This window comes from Streptomyces flavofungini (assembly GCF_014650815.1).
Taxonomy (GTDB): domain Bacteria; phylum Actinomycetota; class Actinomycetes; order Streptomycetales; family Streptomycetaceae; genus Streptomyces; species Streptomyces flavofungini.
The window spans coordinates 40,764-61,388 of the sequence record NZ_BMVR01000011.1; the positions used below are offsets into that span (position 1 = coordinate 40,764).

At 73.2% G+C, this 20,625-nt stretch carries 17 protein-coding genes; 4 read left to right on the forward strand and 13 right to left on the reverse strand.

Features of this window, described 5'->3' with window-relative positions:
* Window positions 1-99: 99 nt before the first annotated feature.
* Window positions 100-564: a pyridoxamine 5'-phosphate oxidase family protein gene (locus tag IE274_RS26745; RefSeq protein ID WP_190118458.1), complete on the forward strand. Its 465-nt coding sequence runs from the start codon at window positions 100-102 to the stop codon at window positions 562-564.
* On the opposite strand, the gene IE274_RS26750 is transcribed toward IE274_RS26745, so the two are convergent.
* Entirely contained in the window at window positions 537-2,138 is a 1,602-nt protein-coding gene (locus IE274_RS26750; RefSeq protein ID WP_190118459.1) for a protein kinase domain-containing protein, read from the reverse strand. The two genes, IE274_RS26745 and IE274_RS26750, sit on opposite strands and share 28 nt — an antisense overlap.
* Before the next feature lie 362 nt (window positions 2,139-2,500).
* On the opposite strand from IE274_RS26750, the gene IE274_RS26755 reads away from it, so the two are divergent.
* Entirely contained in the window at window positions 2,501-4,117 is a 1,617-nt protein-coding gene (locus tag IE274_RS26755) for a protein kinase domain-containing protein (protein WP_190118460.1), read from the forward strand.
* A gap of 202 nt (window positions 4,118-4,319) precedes the next feature.
* On the opposite strand, the gene IE274_RS26760 is transcribed toward IE274_RS26755, so the two are convergent.
* The 9 genes from IE274_RS26760 to pdhA all read right to left on the reverse strand — a co-directional run bounded on the left by IE274_RS26760 (window position 4,320) and on the right by pdhA (window position 14,942).
* Window positions 4,320-4,859 (reverse strand): bacterial proteasome activator family protein, encoded by a 540-nt coding sequence (locus tag IE274_RS26760; RefSeq protein WP_190118461.1) that lies wholly within the window; start codon window positions 4,857-4,859, stop codon window positions 4,320-4,322.
* 185 nt (window positions 4,860-5,044) lie between these two features.
* Complete coding sequence (locus IE274_RS26765) at window positions 5,045-5,473, reverse strand: hypothetical protein (protein ID WP_190118462.1); 429 nt, start codon at window positions 5,471-5,473, stop codon at window positions 5,045-5,047.
* Window positions 5,474-5,647: 174 nt separating this feature from the next.
* Entirely contained in the window at window positions 5,648-6,628 is a 981-nt protein-coding gene (locus IE274_RS26770; protein ID WP_190118463.1) for an NAD(P)H-quinone oxidoreductase, read from the reverse strand.
* 173 nt (window positions 6,629-6,801) lie between these two features.
* A complete protein-coding gene (locus IE274_RS26775; RefSeq protein WP_190118464.1) occupies window positions 6,802-7,926 on the reverse strand; it encodes a potassium channel family protein in 1,125 nt (374 codons plus the stop codon).
* A complete protein-coding gene (locus IE274_RS26780; RefSeq protein ID WP_229909833.1) occupies window positions 7,914-9,812 on the reverse strand; it encodes a molybdopterin molybdotransferase MoeA in 1,899 nt (632 codons plus the stop codon). The genes IE274_RS26775 and IE274_RS26780 overlap by 13 nt, the downstream gene beginning before the upstream one ends.
* Window positions 9,809-11,113, reverse strand: a complete 1,305-nt coding sequence (locus IE274_RS26785; protein WP_229909834.1) for an NTP transferase domain-containing protein — start codon at window positions 11,111-11,113, stop codon at window positions 9,809-9,811. Before IE274_RS26785 ends, IE274_RS26780 begins: the two co-directional genes overlap by 4 nt.
* Before the next feature lie 90 nt (window positions 11,114-11,203).
* Complete coding sequence (locus tag IE274_RS26790) at window positions 11,204-12,799, reverse strand: dihydrolipoamide acetyltransferase family protein (protein WP_190118465.1); 1,596 nt, start codon at window positions 12,797-12,799, stop codon at window positions 11,204-11,206.
* Window positions 12,799-13,803, reverse strand: a complete 1,005-nt coding sequence (locus IE274_RS26795) for an alpha-ketoacid dehydrogenase subunit beta (RefSeq protein WP_190118466.1) — start codon at window positions 13,801-13,803, stop codon at window positions 12,799-12,801. The genes IE274_RS26790 and IE274_RS26795 overlap by 1 nt, the downstream gene beginning before the upstream one ends.
* Entirely contained in the window at window positions 13,800-14,942 is a 1,143-nt protein-coding gene (pdhA, locus tag IE274_RS26800; protein ID WP_190118467.1) for a pyruvate dehydrogenase (acetyl-transferring) E1 component subunit alpha, read from the reverse strand. The genes IE274_RS26795 and pdhA overlap by 4 nt, the downstream gene beginning before the upstream one ends.
* 191 nt (window positions 14,943-15,133) lie before the next feature.
* Here pdhA and IE274_RS26805 point away from each other — a divergent pair, with 191 nt between their 5' ends.
* Complete coding sequence (locus IE274_RS26805) at window positions 15,134-15,634, forward strand: Lrp/AsnC family transcriptional regulator (RefSeq protein ID WP_190118468.1); 501 nt, start codon at window positions 15,134-15,136, stop codon at window positions 15,632-15,634.
* A 58-nt stretch (window positions 15,635-15,692) separates the two neighbouring features.
* On the opposite strand, the gene IE274_RS26810 is transcribed toward IE274_RS26805, so the two are convergent.
* Window positions 15,693-16,286 (reverse strand): TetR/AcrR family transcriptional regulator, encoded by a 594-nt coding sequence (locus tag IE274_RS26810; protein WP_190118469.1) that lies wholly within the window; start codon window positions 16,284-16,286, stop codon window positions 15,693-15,695.
* Window positions 16,283-17,794: a 3-hydroxyacyl-CoA dehydrogenase gene (locus IE274_RS26815; RefSeq protein WP_190118470.1), complete on the reverse strand. Its 1,512-nt coding sequence runs from the start codon at window positions 17,792-17,794 to the stop codon at window positions 16,283-16,285. The genes IE274_RS26810 and IE274_RS26815 overlap by 4 nt, the downstream gene beginning before the upstream one ends.
* Window positions 17,795-18,010: 216 nt before the next feature.
* Here IE274_RS26815 and paaN point away from each other — a divergent pair, with 216 nt between their 5' ends.
* Window positions 18,011-19,702, forward strand: coding sequence for a phenylacetic acid degradation protein PaaN (paaN, locus tag IE274_RS26820; protein WP_190118471.1), 1,692 nt, complete (start codon window positions 18,011-18,013; stop codon window positions 19,700-19,702).
* Window positions 19,703-19,736: 34 nt separating this feature from the next.
* Here paaN and IE274_RS26825 read toward each other — a convergent pair whose 3' ends face one another.
* Window positions 19,737-20,552, reverse strand: coding sequence for a TrmH family RNA methyltransferase (locus IE274_RS26825; protein WP_229909835.1), 816 nt, complete (start codon window positions 20,550-20,552; stop codon window positions 19,737-19,739).
* Window positions 20,553-20,625 lie beyond the last annotated feature (73 nt).

Below are 20,625 nucleotides of genomic sequence, written 5' to 3' on the forward strand. Positions count from 1 at the left end.
CGGCACCCGGACGGGCAGACTTACACGGGACTTATGGCCCCCCTCTTGAGGGGCGGGCGGCTCTTCTTCCGGCGCGGGCGGCTGACGCAGGGTGGGGGGATGCCGACCGAAGAACAGCTCGCCTACGACCTGCTGCGGCGCACGGACTACGGCAGGGTGGCGACCAGCATGCGCGCGCTGCCCTTCCTCGCGGTGGCCCGGCACGTGGTGGTCGACGGCCGCATCCTGCTGCGCATGCACCGGGGCTTCGGCTACCACCAGGCGTGCGTGGGCAGCGTCGTCGCCTACGGAGCGGACAACCTCTCCACGGAGACGGCCCGCGACGGCCAGTGGACGGTCCAGTTCGTGGGCATGTGTGAAAACTTCACCCCCACCACCGCCGACCTGGAACTCTTCGGCCCGACCCCCCACTACGTGGACGGCGACCTCTTCGACCCGGTGTACCTCCGGATAGAGCCGCAGCTGACGAAGGTCCACACGCTCACGCATGCCTCCGACCCGCTGGGCGGCTGGTCCGCCCAGCGGGCGACGCCCAGCTACTCCGTGTCGCCCTCGCCGCCCTGAGCGGCCCCCTCGTTGTTGCCCCCGTCATCCGTCGGATCGGTCGGATCCGACGGCTCGGTGGCCGGGTCCGTCGGATCGGTCGGCGGATCGGTCGGGTCCGTGGGCGGGTCCGTCGGGTCCGTGGGCGGATCGGTCGGGTCCGTGGGCGGATCGGTCGGCTGCGTGGGCTGCTGAGTGTCCTGCGTGGGCGGCCGGGTCCAGTCCCCGGTCTGCCCGCCGCTCCCGTCCCCGCCGGGCTGGGTCTCCCCGTCCGGGGTCTCCTCTTCCTTGCTCTTGCTGGGCGACTTCTCCTGCGACTGCTTGGTCGAGGGAGTCGTAGGCGTCTTGTCCTTCTTGCCGCCCTTGTCGTCCCCGGCGGACAGCGCGAACGCCACCCCCGCGACGATCGCGATGACGGCGAGCACGGCGAGGATCCACACCTTGCCGCGCCCACGCCCCCCGCCACCGTTCCGGTGACCGCCGTCGAAGCCGCCGTCGTCGCCGCCCGGCGGCCGCAGCATCGGCCCGGGGATCGCTTGCGTACCGGAGTCCCCGGGGTGCGGCATGGCGGTCGTACCGGCGACGCCCATCGCGGGCGTGTGCGCACCCTCGTGCATCCCGGCCAGCTCGACCGGACCGGTGTTCCAGGTCCCGGTGTGGCTGCCCTGCTCGGCGAGCATCTGCAGGCCGTACTGGATGAGACCGCGCATCTCCTCGGCGGTCTGGAAGCGGTCGTCCGGATCCTTGGCGAGGGAGCGCATGACGAGCCCGTCGAGCTCCGGCGGCGCCGCGTCGGAGACCTCGGACGGCGGCACGGGGATGTCCTGGACGTGCTGGTAGACCACGGAGAGCGGCGTCTCGCCGGTGAACGGCGGCCGCAGCGCGAGAAGTTCGTACAGCAGGCAGCCGGTCGCGTACAGGTCGCTGCGGTGGTCGACGGCCTTGCCGAGCGCCTGCTCGGGCGAGAGGTACTGGGGCGTGCCCATGACCATGCCGGTCTGCGTCATCGTCGACTGCGCCCCGTGCAGGGCACGCGCGATGCCGAAGTCCATCACCTTCACGGAACCGGTGTGGGTGATGCTGACGTTCGCGGGCTTGATGTCGCGGTGCACGATGCCGTGCTGGTGGGAGTACGCGAGGGCTTCCAGGACACCGGAGACGATGATCAGGGCCTGCTCGGGCCCGGGCGCCTCCGCGTTGATCAGCAGGTCGCGGATGGTGCGGCCCTCGACCAGCTCCATCACGATGTACGGCACGGAGTTGCCGTTGATGAAGTCCTCGCCGGAGTCGTAGACCCCGACGACCGCGTGGTGGTTCAGGCCGGCCACCGACTGGGCCTCGCGCGTGAAGCGGGCCTTGGACACCGGGTCCTCGGCGAGGTCGGAGCGCAGCAGCTTGACCGCGACCGTACGGCCGAGGCGTACGTCCTCGGCGGCGAAGACCTCGGCCATGCCACCGCGGCCGAGCCGACGGGTGAGCCGGTACCGACCGTCGCCGACGAGACCGCCATTGCCCCACATCTCGGGCACATCCGACATACCGCCGCCAGACGCCTCGGGGTCGGACGGGCCCTGAGCGCGCTGCGTCTGTGCCATCAGTCCTCGCCGTCGTTTCTGCTCGTGGTCCGCCGTGCGGGCGGGTACCGGATACGTGATAGAGCGGTACGGGGTACTCCGCCACGCCACGCTACAGCCTTCCCGGGGCCCGCCGGTCCGAGCTGGACCGGCCATCAAACCTGCCAAGGGCCCCAAGGGGCAAACTTGTAACGCTTCCGAGACTCTTCTTGCGCGTACGGTCACGGAACGGGCACCGAGCTTGACGTGTCAGGGCCCTCGGGCAGACTTGGCCAGGAATAGCGGAACGATCGCGGTCGTAAAGACGTCAGCCGATCGCACCCATAGCCACAGTCACAGCAGCGGCGCCGTCTCGCGCCCGCGCCGATGGGGGACGCACGAACATGAGCCAGGACGGCGCTCAGGGCCGGTACGCGGGCAGTTCACTGGCCGGTGGCCGCTATCAGCTGCGCGATCTGCTCGGCGAGGGCGGCATGGCCTCGGTCCACCTCGCTTACGACACGGTGCTCGACCGGCAGGTCGCAATCAAGACGCTCCATACCGAACTGGGGCGCGAGCAGTCCTTCCGCGAGCGCTTCCGCCGCGAGGCGCAGTCCGTGGCCAAGCTCACGCACACCAACATCGTGTCGGTCTTCGACACCGGCGAAGACGATCTCGGCGGCGCGACGATGCCGTACATCGTCATGGAGTACGTCGAGGGCAAGCCGCTCGGCTCGGTCCTGGACGCGGCCGTCCACCAGTACGGCGCGATGCCCAGCGACCAGGCCCTGAAGATCACCGCCGATGTGCTCGCGGCCCTGGAGATCAGCCACGAGATGGGCCTGGTCCACCGCGACATCAAGCCCGGCAACGTGATGATGACCAAGCGCAACGTCGTCAAGGTCATGGACTTCGGCATCGCCCGCGCCATGCAGTCCGGCGTCACGTCGATGACGCAGACCGGCATGGTCGTCGGCACCCCCCAGTACCTCTCGCCCGAGCAGGCCCTCGGCCGCGGTGTGGACGCCCGCTCCGACCTGTACTCGGTCGGCATCATGCTGTTCCAGCTGGTGACCGGGCGCCTGCCCTTCGAGGCGGACTCGCCGCTGGCCATCGCGTACGCGCACGTCCAGGAGGAGCCCGTCGCTCCCTCCTCGATCAACCGTTCCCTTCCGCCCGCGATCGACGCGATCGTCGCCCGCGCGCTGAAGAAGAACCCGAACGAGCGCTTCCCCACCGCCGAGGCGATGCGCGACGAGTGCCTGCGCGTCGCCCAGTCCTTCCAGGCGGCGGCCCCCAGCATCGTGCCGGGCGCCCAGACCGCGAGCGGCGCGGGCGTCGGCTCCGCGGTGTTCCCGCCGGTCGACACGGCGGCCCCGGCCACCGGCGGCGGCGTCCAGACGCCGTACCAGCCGGGTCCCTACGGCCCCCCGACCCCCGCCCCGACCTCCACCCCGGGCTACGGCTACCCGCAGCCGGGCTACCAGACCCCGGCCCCCACCAACGCCTACGCCCCCCAGACCCCGCCCCCCTACAACCTCTCCCCGCAGCCCGCGACGACCGCCCCGGCTGCCGGCGGCGGCTCCGGCGGCGGCAAGCGCAACATGCCGGTGATCATCGGCTCGATCGTCGTCGCCCTGCTCGCCATCGGCGGCGTGATCGCGGCCGTCACCATGAACGGCGGGGGCGACGACGGCGGCAGCGACAAGGAGTCCAAGAAGCCGGTGGCGGGGCACCGAGGGCCGGACCGCACGAACACGGTCGAGAAGACCGAGTGCACCGAGCCCGACACGGCATACAACGACCCGAAAAAGGTCAAGATGCCGGACTTCGCCTTCAAGGACTGGCGTTCGGTACTGAGCTGCCTGCAGGCGGCCGGGTGGCACTACGACAAGAACAAGGTCGACGAGAACACGTACGGCGAGGACACGATCATGCGGACCGTGCCCAAGGCGGGCGAGGACCTCGACCCGAAGAACGTGGACATCCAGTTCGACATCTCGACGGGCAACCCGTCCTGACGACGGCTTCGGCCTGAGGCGGGCGCCTTGGGCCTGAGGCCGCCCCTTTTCGGCCCGCGGTACGCACGGGGCCCGGTACGCATGGCGCGTACCGGGCCCCGTCGTTGTCTGTCGCCTTCGTCCGCACCACGCGACCGCTGCACCGAATCGGTGCCGGCCGAGCCGTGGCTCACCTGGCCCGGAGGGCCCTGGCTCTTGCGGCCTAGAGGTACGGGCCGCCGCTGCGGCCTGCGATGCCGCCGTCCTCGCCGTCCTCGCCGCCGCCCACACCCGGCGGCAGCGCCCGGCGCATCTGCTCCAACTGGGCCCGCGCGGCCATCTGCTGGGCGAACAGCGTCGTCTGGATCCCGTGGAAGAGGCCCTCGAGCCAGCCCACCAACTGGGCCTGCGCGATCCGCAGTTCCGCGTCGCTCGGCGTCGCCTCCTCGGTGAACGGCAGCGAAAGCCGCTCCAACTCCTCGACGAGCTCGGGCGCAAGGCCGTCCTCAAGCTCCTTCACCGAGCTGGAGTGGATCTCCTTGAGCCGCACTCGGCTCGCCTCGTCCAGAGGTGCCGCGCGCACCTCTTCCAGAAGCTGCTTGATCATGCTGCCGATGCGCATGACCTTCGCCGGCTGTTCGACCATGTCCGTCACCGGGACCTCGCGGGACTCGTCGTCTCCGCCACCGAGAGCCATTCCGTCCTGGCCCACGACCAGGACCTGGGGGTTCTCCGGCGACCGTTCGTTCCTCGGCATCTCCATGCCGCCATTCTCTCGTACCTGTTGTCCACACATCCGTGGTGCCCCCATCCGACGGTGATCCACCGTGTACGGGGGCGTCCGTCTTGTCGACCTGGCGCTGGGCGGGGCTCGCGCGGGCGGGATTGCGCCGGTCGGGTGAGGGGTGGCCGGCGGGGCCCGGCAGGTCCGCCTCCGGTACGCGGGGTTCAGCCACGGCGCAGCCGCAGGGCGAGGAAGCCGAGGCCCAGGCCGATCAGGACCATGCCCCCGCCGAGCGGCAGTACGCGCAGGCCGGGGAACGCCGGTCCCTCGGCCGCCCGCTCCCGGGGCGCGTCGGCCGGGCCGGGCTCCACGGGGGTCGCCCTGGGGCGCTCGGATCGGCGGACCTCGCGGGGCGGGGGCGGCAGGGGGCGCCAGACGGCGGGGTCCGGTACGGCCACCGGGTCCTCGCGTCCGGGCCGCAGCCGCCCTTCGCCCGCGCGGTTTCCGGCGAGGGAGCCGGTGCCGTAGTAGGGGGCGGTGGGGGGCGGGGGGGCCGCGTACGCCGTCGGCGTACCGAATCCCGCGGGGAGCAGCAGCGCGAGCAGCACCGGTGGTCCCGCCGCGCGCAGCGCACCCCGCAGCCGTGAAGTCACCGCGCTGGCCCCCTCCCGGTGCCGGGTCCTCGCCGAGATCGCAGAGCGCCCGGATCCGCGCCGCGGGCGGGATCAATGGGCGTACGGCCAGCGTCACATGACGTACCGCATCCGGCATCTCGGCGACGATCCGGGCACCGGGACGGGGGCAGGTCCCGCCCCGGCCGTCCCCGGCTACTCCCTCGTCAGCAGGACCTTGCCGATGTGGCCGCTCTCTTCCAGGACCCGGTGCGCCGCCGCCGCGTCCCGCATCGGCAGGGTGCGGTCGACGACCGGGCGGACCTGGCCCGCGCCGATCAGGGGCCAGACGTGCTCGCGCACGGCCGCGACGATCGCTGTCTTCTCGGCGACGGGGCGGCCGCGCAGGGAGGTCGCGGTGATGGCGCCGCGCTTGCCGAGCAGCGCGGCGATGTTCAGCTCGGCCTTCACTCCGCCCTGCATGCCGATGATGGCGAGGCGGCCGTTGACGGCGAGGGCGCGCACGTTCCGGTCCAGGTACTTGGCGCCCATGATGTCCAGGATCACGTCCGCCCCGGCGCCGTCCGTGGCGGCCCGGATCTCCTCGACGAAGTCCTGCTCGCGGTAGTCGATGAGCACGTCGGCACCGAGCTCGCCGCAGTACGCCAGCTTCTCCTTGCCGCCCGCCGTCACCGCCACCTTGGCGCCGACGGCCTTCGCGAGCTGGATCGCCATGGTGCCGATGCCGCTCGCGCCGCCGTGCGCCAGCAGCGTCTCGCCGGGGCGCAGGTGGGCGACCATGAACACGTTCGACCAGACCGTGGACGTGACCTCCGGCAGCGCGGCCGCGGTGACGAGGTCGACGCCGTCCGGCACGGGCAGGACCTGCCCGGCGGGCACGGCGACCCGTTCCGCGTACCCGCCGCCCGCGAGCAGCGCGCACACCTCGTCGCCGACCGACCAGCCCGCGACGCCGGGACCGAGCGCGGCGACGCGGCCCGAGCACTCCAGGCCGGGGTACGGCGACGAGCCGGGCGGCGGATCGTAGAACCCCTGCCGTTGCAGCAGGTCGGCGCGGTTCACGGCACTGGCGGCCACGTCGATGAGGACTTCGCCCTCGCCGGGTACGGGATCGGGGACCTCGGCCCACTGAAGCGCCTCGGGTCCGCCGGGTTCGGGGATCGTGATCGCATACATGCGGCGAGGCTACTCCGGGACGGGCGAGGGCCACGGCTCGGCCGGGGCGGGTCCGGCGCCGAGGCCGCCGGTGGCTCTGGCCGAGCCGGGTCCGCCGCCGGGGTCGCCACTCGCTCTGGCCGAGCCGGGTCCGGCGCCGAGGCCGCCGCCGGCTCCGCCCCGGCTGGTGAGGCTCAGCCTTGCCGAGGCGAACGCCAGGACTCCGCCGACGCCGCCGGTGATGTGACCGTCGGGCTCGGCGACGCCCGCACGATGGTGATCAGACGGTCCGTCAACTGCAGCTCGCCGATCGCCGGATCGTCGTACCCGAGGACCCGATGGCCGCGTACGACACTGACGATCAGGTCGTCCGTCTCCCGCACACCCCGCCCCACCTCGGCCTTTATCACCGGCCGTTCGACGAGGTCGAGCCCGCTGCCCTGCTGGATCAGGTCCTCCATGACCAGTCCCGCGCTCGGGCTGAGCACCGAGAGGCCGAGCAGTCGGCCCGCCGCGCTGGCGCTGGTGATGACCGCGTCGGCGCCGGACTGGCGCAGCAGCGGCGCGTTCTCCTCCTCGCGCACCGCTGTCACGATCTTCGCCCCGCGGTTGAGCTGCCGCGCGGTGAGCGTGACGAGGACCGCCGTGTCGTCGCGCTGGGTGGCGATGATGACCTGGCGGGCGCGCTGCAACTCGGCGCGGAGCAGCACGTCGCTGCGGGTCGCGTCACCGACGACTCCGGCGAACCCCTCCGTCGTGGCCGCGTCGACGGCCTTCGAGCTCGGGTCGACGATCACGATCTGCTCGGGCTTCAACCCGGTCGCCTGCAACGTCTGCACCGCCGACCGGCCCTTGGTGCCGAAGCCGACGACGACGGTGTGGTCACGCAAGTTGGACCTCCAGCGGGACAGCCGCCATTCCTCGCGGGTGCGTTCGGTCAGCACTTCCAGGGTGGTGCCGACCAGGATGATCAGGAAGAGCACGCGCAGCGGCGTGATCAGCAGGATATTGGTGAACCGCGCGCTGTCGCTGTGCGGCACGATGTCGCCGTATCCGGTGGTGGAGAGCGTCACGGTGGCGTAGTACGAGGCGTCGAGGAGGTCGACCTCGTTGTTCGCGTTGTCGTGGTAGCCCTCGCGGTCGACGTACACGATCAGGATCGTCAGCGCGAGCACGAACAGCGCCATCAGCAGCCGCTTGCCGACCTGGCGCAGCGGCCGTTCGACCACGCGCCGGGGCAGTTTGACCCGATGCGTCACCAGATGTTCGTCGGCTTGGCGCGCGATCGCGTCATGGCCGGGAAGTTTCACGTGAAACACACCTCGCCGTCGGGGCCCGTCATGCCCAACTCACCGGGCAGGCCGCCGGGTTCGGTCCAGGGCAGATCAAGGATCTCCAGCTCCTGACCTCGCCGCGCGCCGCCCGGCGGAACCACCGCGAGCCCGTCGGCGACGGCGATGCCGCGCAGCATCGCGGGGCCGTTGTAGTGCAGCGGCACGGCGTACTCCCCGCGCAGCGTGACCGGGACGAGCCGGGTGTCGTGCGGGTGGCCGTGCACGTCCTCGCGCAGGGGCGCGGCGTACGGCTCCGGGGCGGGGCGGTTCGCGAGCCCGCGCAGCAGGGGTTCGGCGAGGGTGAGCAGGCCGGAGACGGCGGCCAGGGGGTTGCCGGGGAGGCCTACGAGGTGGCGGGGGCGGGCGGGGGCGCGGGTGCTTGCGGGGGCGCCGGTGGGGTGGGCGCGGGTGCCTGCGGGGGCGCCGGTGCGGGTGTCCGCGGTGCCCCCGGGGAGGCGGGCGAGCAGCATGGGGTGGCCGGGGCGGACGGCGACCCCGTCGACGAGCAGTTCGGCGCCGAGGCGGCGCAGCGTGGGGTGGACGTGGTCGACGGGCCCGGACGCGGTGCCTCCGGTCGTCACGACGACATCGGCCGTGGCGGTGGCGAGGGCCTCGTACAGGGCCTCGGCGTCGTCACCGAGCCGCCGCACCGCGGTCACCTCCGCGCCGAGCGCCCGCAGCCACGGCGGCAGCATCGGCCCGAGCGCGTCCCGGATCAGCCCGTCCTGGGGCAGCCCCTCGGTCAGCAACTCGTCCCCGAGGACGAGGACTTCGACCCGGGGGCGGGCGGCGACGCACAGCACGTCGTACCCCGCGGCGGCGGCGAGGCCGAGCACCGCCGGGGTGACGAGCGTGCCCGGCGGCAGCAGCCGCTCGCCCGCCCGGCACTCCTGGCCGCGCGGCCGGATGTCCTGCCCCGGCACGACCTCCCGCTGCGCGTGCAGCCGCCCCTTTCCGTCGACGTGCCCGTGCTCGCTCCGGATCACGGCAGTCGTGTCCCGCGGGATCCGAGCGCCGGTGGCGATCCGCACGGCTTCCCCGTCCCCCAACGGCTCGGGACTCCCGTGCCCCGCGAGCACTCCCTCGGCCAGCACGGCCCAGGGCCCCGGCCCCGCCACGGCCCACCCGTCCATCGCGGAAGTGTCGAAGGAGGGGAGGTCGGTGAGGGCGGTGAGGGCGGTGGTGAGGGTGCGGCCGAGGGTTTGGGGGAGGGGGAGGGCGAGGGGGGATGTGGCGGGGGTGGGGGTGCCCGGGGTGGGGGTGGTGTCTGTGGGGGCGGGGATCGACGCCCCTGTGGGCGGGGGTGCCGTCGCGGCTGCGGTGGCTGACGCGGCCCCGGCGCGGCGGGCGATGGCACGGGCTTCGGGCCAGGGAGTGGCGCGGGGGCGGGGCGGGGACGTCGGGGCTTGCGGGGAGCCGGTGCTGGGGCGGTCGCCGGGGGTGTGGGCCTGGCCGTGTGGGGCGGTGGGCTGACCGGCGGGGGTGGTGCGGCGGTCACCAGGGCTGTTGGCGTGGACGCCGGGGGTGTTGGCGTGGACGCCGGGGGCCGGGAAGGGGTCGCCGGGGGTGTTGGCGTGGACGCCGGGGGCCGGGAAGGGGTCGCCGGGGGTGTTGGCGTGGACGCCAGGGGCCGGGAAGGGGTCGCCGGGGGTGTTGGCGTGGGCTCCGGGGCCGGGGTGCTGGGGTCCCGGCGTACGGGAGTCTGCGTCGGGTACGTCGGCTGCTTCCGGGTGGCCCGGGTGGCCCGGGTGGTCCGGGTGGTCCGGGTGGTCCGGCTGCGCGGCGCCCGGCCCGGCGGCCCTGGCCCGGTCCCCGTTCACCAGGGCGAGGGCCTCGTCGAACTCGGCGTCGGCCGCGTGCTGCCCGCTCATCGGGGGCCCGGCTCCGTCCCGGAGGGGGCGCCCGGGGCGGCTTCGGGTGGCTGCGTCCCGGAGGGGACCTGTTTGCCGGGCGCCGCCGATGTGCCGGAGACGGCTTGCGTGCCGGGCGGCGTCGGCGTGCCGGAAGCGGCCTGTGTGCCGGACGGGGTCGACGTGCCGGAAGCGGCCTGCGCACCGGGCGCCGCCGACTCACCGGAAGCGCCCTGCGTGCCGGACGGCCTAGGCGTACCCGCCCCGGCCCCGGACGCGCCGCCGGGCTCGTCCGGCTGGGCCTCGTCCGCCCACCGGACGGCGAGTGCCGCGGCCTTGCGCGCGGCCTCCGCCACGGCCTCCGGGCCGCCCCCGCCGGCCTGGGCCCGCGCTGCCGCGTACCCGACGAGGAACGTGGTCAGGGGCGCCGCGGGCCGGGCCACACCGTGCGCCGCGTCGCGGGCGAGGTCGAGCAGGATGCCGGTGTCGACGTCGAGCTCGATGCCCAGTTCGTCCTTGACTGCGGAAATCCATTCATCCAACACGTGCCCATGCTCCCTGATCCGCGCGCGGGCCGCTGCGATGTCGTCCCAGGTGTCGCAGTCGAACGCGGCGAGGGAGTCGGTGATCCGGACGAGGTCGAGCCGCGCGGTGAGGCGCCGCAAGGGCAGCCCGGTGAGGCCGCGCGGGCTCGCGGCGCCATCGGGCGAGGGTGCGCTGGGGGTCGCGGAGGTCGCAGGGGTCGCGGACGTCGCCGGGGTCGCGGAGGTCGCCGGGGTCGCGGAGGTCGCCGGGGCCGCGGAGGTCGCCGGAGCCGTGGGCTCCCCTTCCTGAGGTCCACCCGGTCCTCCAGCTCCCCCAAGCCCCACCAGTTCCCTGCGCAACGCCGCGCTCCGGTACACCGCGACAAGCGGCTGGTCCCGGCCCTCCGGGTCGGTGAGCAGCACGCCGTCCGCGCTGGCGGTCGCGGTCAGGGCGGCGACGAGTCGGCGTACCGTCTCCTCCCGCAGGAACGGCAGGTCAGCGGAGAGCACGACGACCAGGTCGGCGTGGGTGCGGCGGAGCCCGGCGTCGAGTGCGGCGAGTGGGCCACCGTCCGCGGGCTCCTCGCGAGCCCAGACCACGGGCCGTCCGGTGGGCCGGGGCGCCGCGACGACCACAGTGGTCCCGGCCCCGGCGCACGCCGCGAGCACCCGGTCGAGCAGGGCCCGGCCCCCCACCCGCACACCCGGCTTGTCCGCGCCGCCGAGCCGCACGGCGCGCCCACCGGCGAGCACGACGGCGTCGAACGCGGCGATGTCCGGAGCTGTGCGCGAGGTCATCCCCCGAGTATGGGCGTACCCCCGGTCAATGCCACCCCTGCCACCGCGCCCCGGCCCTCACCGTGCTTCCGGCGCGCGCCGACGCCTGCGTCACACCGAGCGCAGCAGCACCGCCGGCTGCTCCACGCAGTCCGCGACGAACCGCAGGAATCCGCCCGCCGTACCGCCGTCGCACACCCGGTGGTCGAAGGTGAGCGAGAGCTGGACGACCTGGCGGACCGCCAGCTCGCCCTGGTGCACCCATGGTTTGGGCACGATCCGGCCGACGCCGAGCATCGCCGCCTCGGGGTGGTTGATGATCGGCGTGGATCCGTCGACCCCGAACACCCCGTAGTTGTTCAACGTGAACGTGGACCCCGTGAGTTCCCCCGGCGTCAGCTTCCCGATCCGGGCCGCGTCCGACAAGCGGGCCAGCTCGGCGCTCAGGGACTCCGTGTCGCGGGCATGCGCGCCCTTTACGACGGGCACGACCAGCCCGCGGTCAGTCTGCGCGGCGAAGCCGAGGTGCACCTCGTCGAGCTGCACGACCTCACGGGCTTCCATGTCGACCGTGGAGTTGAGCTCCGGGTAGCGGGCCAGGGCGGCGGTGGAGATGCGGGCGAGGAGCGCGAGCAGGGAGACCTTCGGGCCGCCCGCCTCGTTCATCGCCCGGCGCGCGGCCATCAGTTCCGTCGCGTCGGCGTCGACCCAGCACGTCGCGTCCGGTATCTCACGACGGCTGCGCGCCAACTTGTCGGCGACGGCACCGCGAACGCCACGCAGGGGAATCCGCATACCGCCCCCGGAGGCCGGGATCGTGCGCGCTCCGGCGTCCGTCCCACGACCGCCGCCCACCGCGTGCGCCCGCGCGGACGCGTCCCCGGCGACACCCGTCCCAGGGCTCCCGAAGGTGGCCCTGATGCCCGGCACCGCGGCCCGTGCCGCTGCGGACGCCGACGCCGGGCCCGCGATCGGCGCGACCGCCGCCGCCGAGACCCGCATGGCGTCCTCCACGTCGGCCCGCAGGATCAGCCCGTCCGGTCCGGAGCCCATCAACTCCCGCAGGTCCACGCCGTTCTCGCGGGCGAGCTTGCGGACGAGCGGGGAGATCACGGGGACTGGTTCGTCCCCGTGAGCGGGCGCCGCGCCCGCCCCGGAGCCGACCCCGGCCTCGGCCACCACCGGAGTCACCGCTGAGCCCTCCGCGCGGGAGGCGGCGCCGAGGCCCGCGCCCGCGCCCCCAGAACCCGCACCAGCACCAGCACCAGCACCAGCACCAGCCACCGCATCAGCAGGCCGCACCCTCCGCCTCCGCGCGGGCGCCGCCGCCGTGCCGTACCCGACGAGCACGTTCCCGGATGCCTCGTCCCCGCCCGTCGCGGACGTGCCCTCGGCGGACGGCGCGGCCGCATCCGCCCGCGTACCGGGGTCGGCCGCGCCGGCGTCCAGGTCGGCGACCGACGCCCCGACGGCGACCGTCAGCAGCGGCGCGCCCACGGGCAGTTCCGTGCCCTCCTCGCCGAAGCGGGCTGTCACCACGCCCCCGTAGGGACAGGGGACCTCGACCATCGCCTTGGCGGTCTCCACCTCCACGACCGGCTGGTCCACCTCGACGACGTCGCCGACCCGCACCAGCCAGCGGGTGATCTCCGCCTCCGTGAGGCCTTCGCCGAGGTCGGGCAGCTTGAATTCGAGGACCTGCGCCATCAGCTCTCCGCCTCCCACTGCAGCCGTGCCACCGCGTCCAGGATCCGGTCGACACCCGGCAGATGGTGCCGTTCCAGCATCGGCGGCGGATAGGGGATGTCGAACCCGGCGACCCGCAGCACCGGCGCCTCCAGGTGGTGGAAGCACCGCTCCGTGACGCGCGCGGCGATCTCCCCGCCGGGGCCGCCGAAGCCGCCCGACTCGTGCACGACGACCGCGCGCCCCGTGCGCCGCACGGACGCGGTCACCGTCTCGTCGTCGAAAGGCACCAGCGAACGCAGGTCGACGACTTCGAGGTCCCAGCCCTCGGCCCGCGCCGCCTCGGCTGCCTCCAGGCAGACGGGCACGGACGGGCCGTACGTGAGAAGCGTGGCACTGCGGCCCGCGCGCCGCACCACGGCCTTCCCGATGGGGTCAACGCCTGCGGGCGCGTCCGGGTTCCAGTCCGCCTTGGACCAGTACAGCCGCTTCGGCTCCAGGAAGACGACCGGGTCGTCGGAGGCGATGGACGCGCGCAGCAGGCCGTACGCGTCGGCGACGGTGGCAGGCGTGACGACGTGCAGCCCGGGCGTCGCCATGTAGTACGCCTCGGAGGAGTCGCTGTGGTGCTCGACGCCGCCGATCCCGCCGCCGTACGGCACCCGGATGGTGATCGGGAGCGGCATGCCGCCCCGAGTGCGGTTGCGCATCCGCGCCACGTGCGAGATCAGCTGCTCGAAGGCGGGGTACGCGAACGCGTCGAACTGCATCTCGACGACGGGCCGCAGCCCGTACATCGCCATGCCGACCGCCGTTCCGAGGATGCCCGCCTCCGCGAGCGGGGTGTCCGTGCAGCGGTCGTCGCCGAACTCCTTCGCGAGTCCGTCGGTGACCCGGAAGACCCCGCCGAGCGTGCCCACGTCCTCGCCGAGGACGTGCACGGACGGGTCGTCGGCCATCGCGTCGCGCAGCGCGCGCCCGAGGGCCTGCCCCATGGTGGCCGGTTTCACGGCGACAGTGGTCATGCTCCCGCTCCGTCCGCCTCGTTCTCGGCCGCCAGCTCGGCCCGCAACTGAGCTGCCTGCTCCCGCAGCTGGGTGGTCTGCTCGGCGTACACGTGCGTGAACAGGTCCATGGGGTCGAGGGCCGGCTCCTGGTTCATCCGGGACCTGAGGTCCGCGGCCATCGCCTCCGCGTCGTCGCGGACGGTGCGCCTGCGGTCCTCGTCGAGCAGGCCGCGCTCGGTGAGTTCGCGCTCCACGAGGAGGATCGGGTCGTGGTCCTGCCAGGCCTCGACCTCCGCGTCGTGGCGGTAGCGCGTGGCGTCGTCGGCGTTGGTGTGCGCCTCCATGCGGTACGTGACGGCCTCGATGAGCGTGGGGCCGCCGCCCTCGCGGGCGCGGTGCACGGCTTCGGAGAGGACCTCGTGCACCGCGACCGCGTCGTTGCCGTCGACCAGGCGGCCGGGCATGCCGTACCCGACGGCCTTGTGGGCCAGGGAGGGCGCGGCCGTCTGCTTGGCGAGCGGCACGGAGATCGCGAAGCCGTTGTTCTGCACGAGGAAGACCACGGGGGCCTGCCAGACCGCGGCGAAGTTCAGCGCCTCGTGGAAGTCGCCCTCGCTGGTGCCGCCGTCGCCGACCATGGCGAGCGCGACCACGTCGTCGCCCTTCAGGCGCGCGGCGTGGGCGAGGCCGACGGCGTGCGGGAGCTGGGTGGCGAGCGGGGTGCACAGGGGGGCTATGCGGTGCTCCCGCGGGTCGTAGCCGGTGTGCCAGTCGCCGCGCAGCAGCGTGAGCGCCGCGACGGGGTCGAGGCCGCGGGCGACCGCCGCGAGGGTGTCCCGATAGCTGGGAAACAGCCAATCCTGCTCGCGCAGGGCGAGGGCGGCGGCGATCTCGCACGCCTCCTGGCCGGTGCTCGACGGATACACGGCGAGCCTGCCCTGCTTGGTCAGGGCCGTCGCCTGCGTGTTGTACCGCCGGCCGCGCACCAGCTCGCCGTGGAGGCACAGGAGCAGCTCCTGGTCCGCCTTGCGCGCGGCGTCGGTGCCGAGCACCCGGTACGGCTCCGCGTCCGGAAGGAGCGGCGCGGGGTCGGTCCTGAGCTGCCATGCGGGGGGCGGGGCGGGCCGGTAGGCACCCCGCTGCTCCATGACCGTCATGACGGCACCTCCTGGTGGGAAGCGATCTCCTCGTGGGAGCGGCAACAGAGGCGCGACGATGTGATGCGCCTCACCTACCGATTGTTCGGTCGTCGGCACATTTTGGCTACAGGCACCTCCAGGCTGTGGACAAACGGTTCTCCACAGCCTGGGATGGACGCAGTACGTCCATGGTAGGGAGGCGGGGAGACATGGCACCTGAACGAATGGCCGACAGGAACGAGGCGGGGCGTCCGGAACCCCAGCCCCGCCCGCTGGACGCCATCGACCGCGACATCCTGCAGATCCTGCACACGGACGGTCGCGCGTCGATACGTTCCGTGGCCGAGCGGGTGCACGTCTCGCGGGCCAACGCCTACGCGCGCATCAACCGCCTCATCGAGGACGGCGTGATCCGTGGCTTCGGCGCCCGCATCAATCACGAGCGGGCCGGCCAGGGCGCCTCGGCGTACATCACCCTGAAGATCGTCCAGAACACCTGGCGGACGGTGCGCGAGCAGCTGCGGACCCTGCCGGGTGCGTCGCACATCGCGCTGGTCAGCGGGGACTTCGACGTACTGCTCCTGGTGCACACGCCGGACAACCGCGCACTGCGCGAGCTGGTGCTGACCCGGCTCCAGGCCATGCCGGAGGTGCTCAGCACGCGCACGCTGCTGGTCTTCGAAGAGGACGACCTGGAGGCGGAGGGCTGACGCCCCGGTGCCCGCGCGGGCGAGCCCCGGGCGCCCTCAGCCGTCGGTCGGCTACCGGTCAGCCCTCGGTGCGCAGCCCGGCGAACGCCATCTGCACCACGGCATCGGCGACTTCCTCGCCGCTCGCGGCGTTGTGGGCGTCCGGCCGGTACCACTCCACGATGGAGTTGATCATTCCGAAGAGCAGCCGGGTGGCGAGCCGCAGCTCGACGTCCGAGCGCAGGTCGCCGTCCGCGACGGCCTCCTTGAGCAGCCCGGCGACCTCGTGGTCGAACTCCCTGCGCCGCTCCAGGGCCCACCGCTCGGTGTCCGTGTTGCCGCGCACGCGCAGCAGCAGCGTCACATAGGGCAGCTCGGCGACCAGCACCTCGACGGTGCGGCGCGTGACGTGCTCCAGGCGTCGCACCGCGCTGCCCTCGCGCGCGTGCTCCTCGGCGAGGATCCCGAAGAGCCCGTCGAGCGCCCGGCTCACCGCACGGCGCAGCAGTTCCTCCTTGCCCGCCACGTGGTGGTAGATCGACGACTTGGAGATCCCGGCCGCCTTGGAGAGGTGCTCCATGGACGTGCCGTCGTAGCCGCGCTCGTTGAAGACCCGCACGGCGACCTCCAGGAGGGTCTCCGGGGTGTACGTGTCGCGCCGGGCCACGGTCATGAGTGCTCCTCCCGCGCGGCCGCCTGGCGCAGCGCCTGTGAGGGGGCATAGCGCCCCGTGGGGTACTCGGCGTGCAGGTTGTCGAGGAATTCCGCCACCCAGTACGCGCCGAGTGCGGCTCCCCAGGAGAGCGGTCCGCGCGGGTAGTTCACGCCGAGGCGCATGGCGGTGTCGATGTCCTCGGCGTCGGCCACGCCGCGCGCCACGGCGTCGTGTGCGAAGTCCACGAGGAGGGCGACCGTACGGGCCACGATCAGCCCGGGGGCGCGTACGACGCTGACCTCCTTGCCGAGGGCCTGGAACAGGCCCACCGCCTCGGCGAGGGCCTGTTCGCTCACGCGGGCGGCCGGGCAGAGGGCGATCCGCGTGGCCTTGGCGTAGTCGAGCGCCAGGTCGAACTGGATGGTGGGCTCCGCGGCGGCGTCGGCGGAGGTGCCGTCGGCGAGGCGGAGGCGGGTGCCGTCGGGCAGTTCGATCGAGCCGGGGAAGTCCGGGTGCCCGGAGTGCCCGGCCTCGACGCGGACTCCGGCGGCCTCGATGAGCGGGACCAGCGCGGCAGCCTGGAACAGCTCGCCGTGCAGGGCGACGGACTCGGGCGGGCTCGCGGGCGCCGCCGTGTGCGGCTCGGCCTTCTCGGCGCCGTCCCCGTACGCGTACCAGCCCTGCCCGGACTTGCGTCCCAGACGGCGGGACTCGACGAGGCGGCGCTGGGCGAGGGACGGGGTGAACTTGGGGTCCTGGAAGAACGACTCCCACACCGAGCGGGTGACGGCTTCGTTGACGTCCTGGCCGATGAGGTCGGTGAGTTCGAAGGGGCCCATCTTGAAGCCGCCGCACTCGCGCAGCACCGCGTCGGTCGTCGCGGGGTCGGCGGCCCGCTCCTCGTGGAGGCGCAGCGCCTCGGCGTAGAAGGGCCTGGCGATGCGGTTGACGATGAACCCGGGGGTGTCGGCGCAGCGCACCGGCGTCTTGCCCCAGGCCTTCGCCGTCTCGTACGCGCGCGTGGCCGCCGCTTCGTCCGTGGCGTGGCCGCTGACGACCTCGACCAGGGGCAGCAGCGGCGCGGGGTTGAAGAAGTGCAGCCCGACGAACCGTTCGGGGTGCTTCAGGGCGCCCGCGACGGCGGTGACGGACAGGGACGAGGTGTTCGTGGCCAGCAGACAGCTCTCGGCGACGACCTCCTCCAGGTCCTGGAACAGCCGCTGCTTGACGTCCAGTTGCTCCAGGACGGCCTCGACGACGAGGTCGCAGCCCGCGAGGTCGGCGAGGTCCTCGACGGCGCTCAGGCGCCCGGTCGCGGCGTCGCGGGCGGTGGCTTCGATGCGGCCCTTCTCCACGAGGCGGTCCAGGCGGGCGGTGATCGCGGCGGCCGCCGTCTTCGCGAAGCCGGGCGCGGCGTCGTACAGCCGCACGGGATGGCCCGCCACCAGCGCGACCTGGGCGATGCCCTGGCCCATGGTGCCGGTGCCGACCACGGCGACCGGGCCACTGAGATCGAGTGCTGTCATGCTCGCGATCCTCCCGCACGGGGGTACTGGCCGGGAAACAGGGGTGTCGGCCAGGGCTTCGGGGCGGCCGGGGGGAGGTTTTCCACAGGTTCGGCAGACCCTCTTGTACCGACCGATCGTTCGGTTACTCTAGCTCTGTCCAGCTGTTCCTGCCCACTGCCCCTGCCCAGCTCGCCAGCTCGAAGGAGAGCTGACTCGACGAGGAGTTGGTCCCTCATGGCCGCCGAACTCACCGCGCACCAGCTGATCGCCAAGCACCGGCCCACCCTCGACCAGGCGCTGGAGACGATCCGCACACGCGCGTACTGGTCGCCGCACCCCGAACACCCCAAGGCCTACGGGGAGAACGGAAGCCTGAGCCTGCCCGAGGGCAAGGCGGCCTTCGAGGCCCTTCTGAACAGCCGCTTCGACCTCGACCAGCCGGGCACCGACGACTGGACGGGCGCGGAGACCTCGCCCTTCGGCCCCGAGTTGGGCATCACGTATCCGCATCCGGACGTGGACACCCTGCTGCCCGCCATGCGCGCCGGGATGCGCGCCTGGCGCGACGCGGGCGCGGAGACGCGTGCCATGGTCTGTCTGGAGATCCTGTCGCGCATCAGCGCCCGCACGCACGAGTTCGCGCACGCGGTCATGCACACCAGCGGCCAGGCCTTCATGATGGCGTTCCAGGCGGGCGGCCCGCACGCCCAGGACCGCGGCCTGGAAGCGGTGGCGTATGCCTACGTGGAGCAGTCCCGCACGCCCGACAACGCGGAGTGGACCAAGCCCCAGGGCAAGCGCGACCCGCTCGCCCTGACCAAGCGCTTCACGCCGGTCGCGCGCGGCGTCGCGCTCCTGATCGGCTGCAACACCTTCCCGACGTGGAACGGCTACCCCGGCCTGTTCGCCTCCCTGGCCACCGGCAATCCGGTCCTGGTCAAGCCGCACCCCCGCGCGGTGCTGCCGCTCGCCCTGACCGTGCGCGTCGCCCGTGAGGTCCTCGGCGAGGCGGGCTTCGACCCGAACCTGGTCGCGCTGGCCGCCGAGCGGCCCGGCGAGGGCATCGCCAAGACCCTCGCCACCCGCCCCGAGATCAAGATCATCGATTACACGGGCTCGACCTCCTTCGGCGACTGGCTGGAGGCCAACGCCCGCCAGGCGCAGGTCTACACGGAGAAGGCAGGCGTCAACACGGTCGTCCTGGAGTCGACCGACAACTACAAGGGCATGCTGTCCAACCTGGCCTTCTCCCTGTCGCTGTACAGCGGCCAGATGTGCACGACCCCGCAGAACCTGCTGATCCCCCGCGAGGGCATCACGACGGACGCGGGCGCGAAGTCGTACGACGAGGTGGTCTCGGACCTCGCGAGCGCGGTGGACGGTCTCCTCGGCGACGAGGCCCGGGCGAACGGCATCCTCGGCGCCCTGGTCAACCCGGACGTGAAGGCGCGCCTGGACGCGGCTCCCGGGATCGGCGAAGTCGCCCTCGCCTCACGGCAGGTCAGCAACCCGGAGTTCCCGGACGCCGTGGTGCGCACGCCGGTGATCGTCAAGCTGGACGGCGCCAAGCCGGACGCCGAGGCGGCGTATCTCAGCGAGTGCTTCGGGCCGGTCTCCTTCGCCGTCGCGGTCGACTCGGCGGCGGACGCCGTGGAGTTGCTGCGGCGCACGGTGCACGAGAAGGGCGCGATGACGGTCGGGGCGTACACCACGTCCGCGGAGGTGTCCTCGGCCGTCGAGGAGACCTGCCTGGAGGAGAGCGCCCAGTTGTCGCTGAACCTCACGGGCGGCGTCTATGTGAACCAGACCGCGGCGTTCTCGGACTTCCACGGCTCCGGCGGCAACCCGGCGGCGAACGCCGCGCTGTGCGACAGCGCGTTCGTGGCCAACCGCTTCCGCGTGGTGGAGATCCGCAAGGAGGCGTGAGCCGGGCGCCGGCGCAGCCCCCGGGGGAGCAGGCTCAGGCCTGGGCCTTCGGGGGCCTGCCCGACGACCAGTGGAAGAGCGCCATGGCGACACTCGTCGCCAGGTTGTAGCTCGACACCTGCGGCCGCATCGGCAGCGACACCAAGTGGTCGGTGCGGGCGCGCAGTTCGGCCGACAGACCGCTCCGCTCGGACCCGAAGGCCAGCACGGCGCCGTCCGGGACCTCGATGCCTCGGATGTCCTCGCCCTCCGCGTCGAGGGCGAACAGGGGCCCCTTGGGCAGTTCCTCGACGTCCACACGCTCCACCGCCGTGGCGAAGTGCAGGCCCGCGCCGCCGCGTACGACCGTGGGATGCCAGGGGTCGAGCGTGCCGGTCGTCACGACACCCGTCGCGCCGAAGCCCGCCGCGAGCCGGATCACCGCCCCGGCGTTGCCGAGGTTGCGCGGATCGTCGAGGACGACCACCGGCGCGGACCTGGGGGTGTGCTCCAGCGCCCGCAGGTTGGCGGCACGCGACGGACGCACCGCCAAAGCGGCCACGGCCGTGGGGTGCAGCCGGGGCACGAGGGCGCGCAGCGTCGCGTCGTCGGTCTCGGCGAGCAGCGCGTCGAGAGCGTCCGACACATCCGGCGCCAAGTCCTGCGCGAGGGCGAGGACGGCGGCCTTGTCGCTGGTCAGGGCGACGGGAATGGAGGCGCCGAAGCGGAGCGCGTGCTTGAGGGCGTGGAAACCGTCGAGGAGTACGGAGGTGTCGGCGAGGCCGTGCCAGACGCGGACCGGGTCGGTCGACTCCACTCGGTGCGGGGCGCCGCCGCCGATGCCGTCGCCGTCCGTTCGCCTACCGCTCATCGCCACTGCCGCCCATTGCCGCTACCGCTCATGCCCACAGTCGCCACTACCGCCCACAACCGCTCGGACCGCT

Bases quoted from the DNA above. Each gene is read 5' to 3' on its own strand.
- IE274_RS26795 (WP_190118466.1), bottom strand. From the start codon at position 13,803: ATGACCACTGTCGCCGTGAAACCGGCCACCATGGGGCAGGCCCTCGGG.
- IE274_RS26745 (WP_190118458.1), top strand. From the start codon at position 100: ATGCCGACCGAAGAACAGCTCGCCTACGACCTGCTGCGGCGCACGGAC.
- IE274_RS26785 (WP_229909834.1), bottom strand. From the start codon at position 11,113: ATGACCTCGCGCACAGCTCCGGACATCGCCGCGTTCGACGCCGTCGTG.
- IE274_RS26780 (WP_229909833.1), bottom strand. From the start codon at position 9,812: ATGAGCGGGCAGCACGCGGCCGACGCCGAGTTCGACGAGGCCCTCGCC.
- IE274_RS26755 (WP_190118460.1), top strand. From the start codon at position 2,501: ATGAGCCAGGACGGCGCTCAGGGCCGGTACGCGGGCAGTTCACTGGCC.
- IE274_RS26810 (WP_190118469.1), bottom strand. From the start codon at position 16,286: ATGACCGTGGCCCGGCGCGACACGTACACCCCGGAGACCCTCCTGGAG.
- IE274_RS26805 (WP_190118468.1), top strand. From the start codon at position 15,134: ATGGCACCTGAACGAATGGCCGACAGGAACGAGGCGGGGCGTCCGGAA.
- IE274_RS26750 (WP_190118459.1), bottom strand. From the start codon at position 2,138: ATGGCACAGACGCAGCGCGCTCAGGGCCCGTCCGACCCCGAGGCGTCT.
- IE274_RS26790 (WP_190118465.1), bottom strand. From the start codon at position 12,799: ATGGCGCAGGTCCTCGAATTCAAGCTGCCCGACCTCGGCGAAGGCCTC.
- IE274_RS26760 (WP_190118461.1), bottom strand. From the start codon at position 4,859: ATGGAGATGCCGAGGAACGAACGGTCGCCGGAGAACCCCCAGGTCCTG.
- IE274_RS26770 (WP_190118463.1), bottom strand. From the start codon at position 6,628: ATGTATGCGATCACGATCCCCGAACCCGGCGGACCCGAGGCGCTTCAG.
- IE274_RS26815 (WP_190118470.1), bottom strand. From the start codon at position 17,794: ATGACAGCACTCGATCTCAGTGGCCCGGTCGCCGTGGTCGGCACCGGC.
- pdhA (WP_190118467.1), bottom strand. From the start codon at position 14,942: ATGACGGTCATGGAGCAGCGGGGTGCCTACCGGCCCGCCCCGCCCCCC.
- paaN (WP_190118471.1), top strand. From the start codon at position 18,011: ATGGCCGCCGAACTCACCGCGCACCAGCTGATCGCCAAGCACCGGCCC.
- IE274_RS26825 (WP_229909835.1), bottom strand. From the start codon at position 20,552: ATGAGCGGTAGGCGAACGGACGGCGACGGCATCGGCGGCGGCGCCCCG.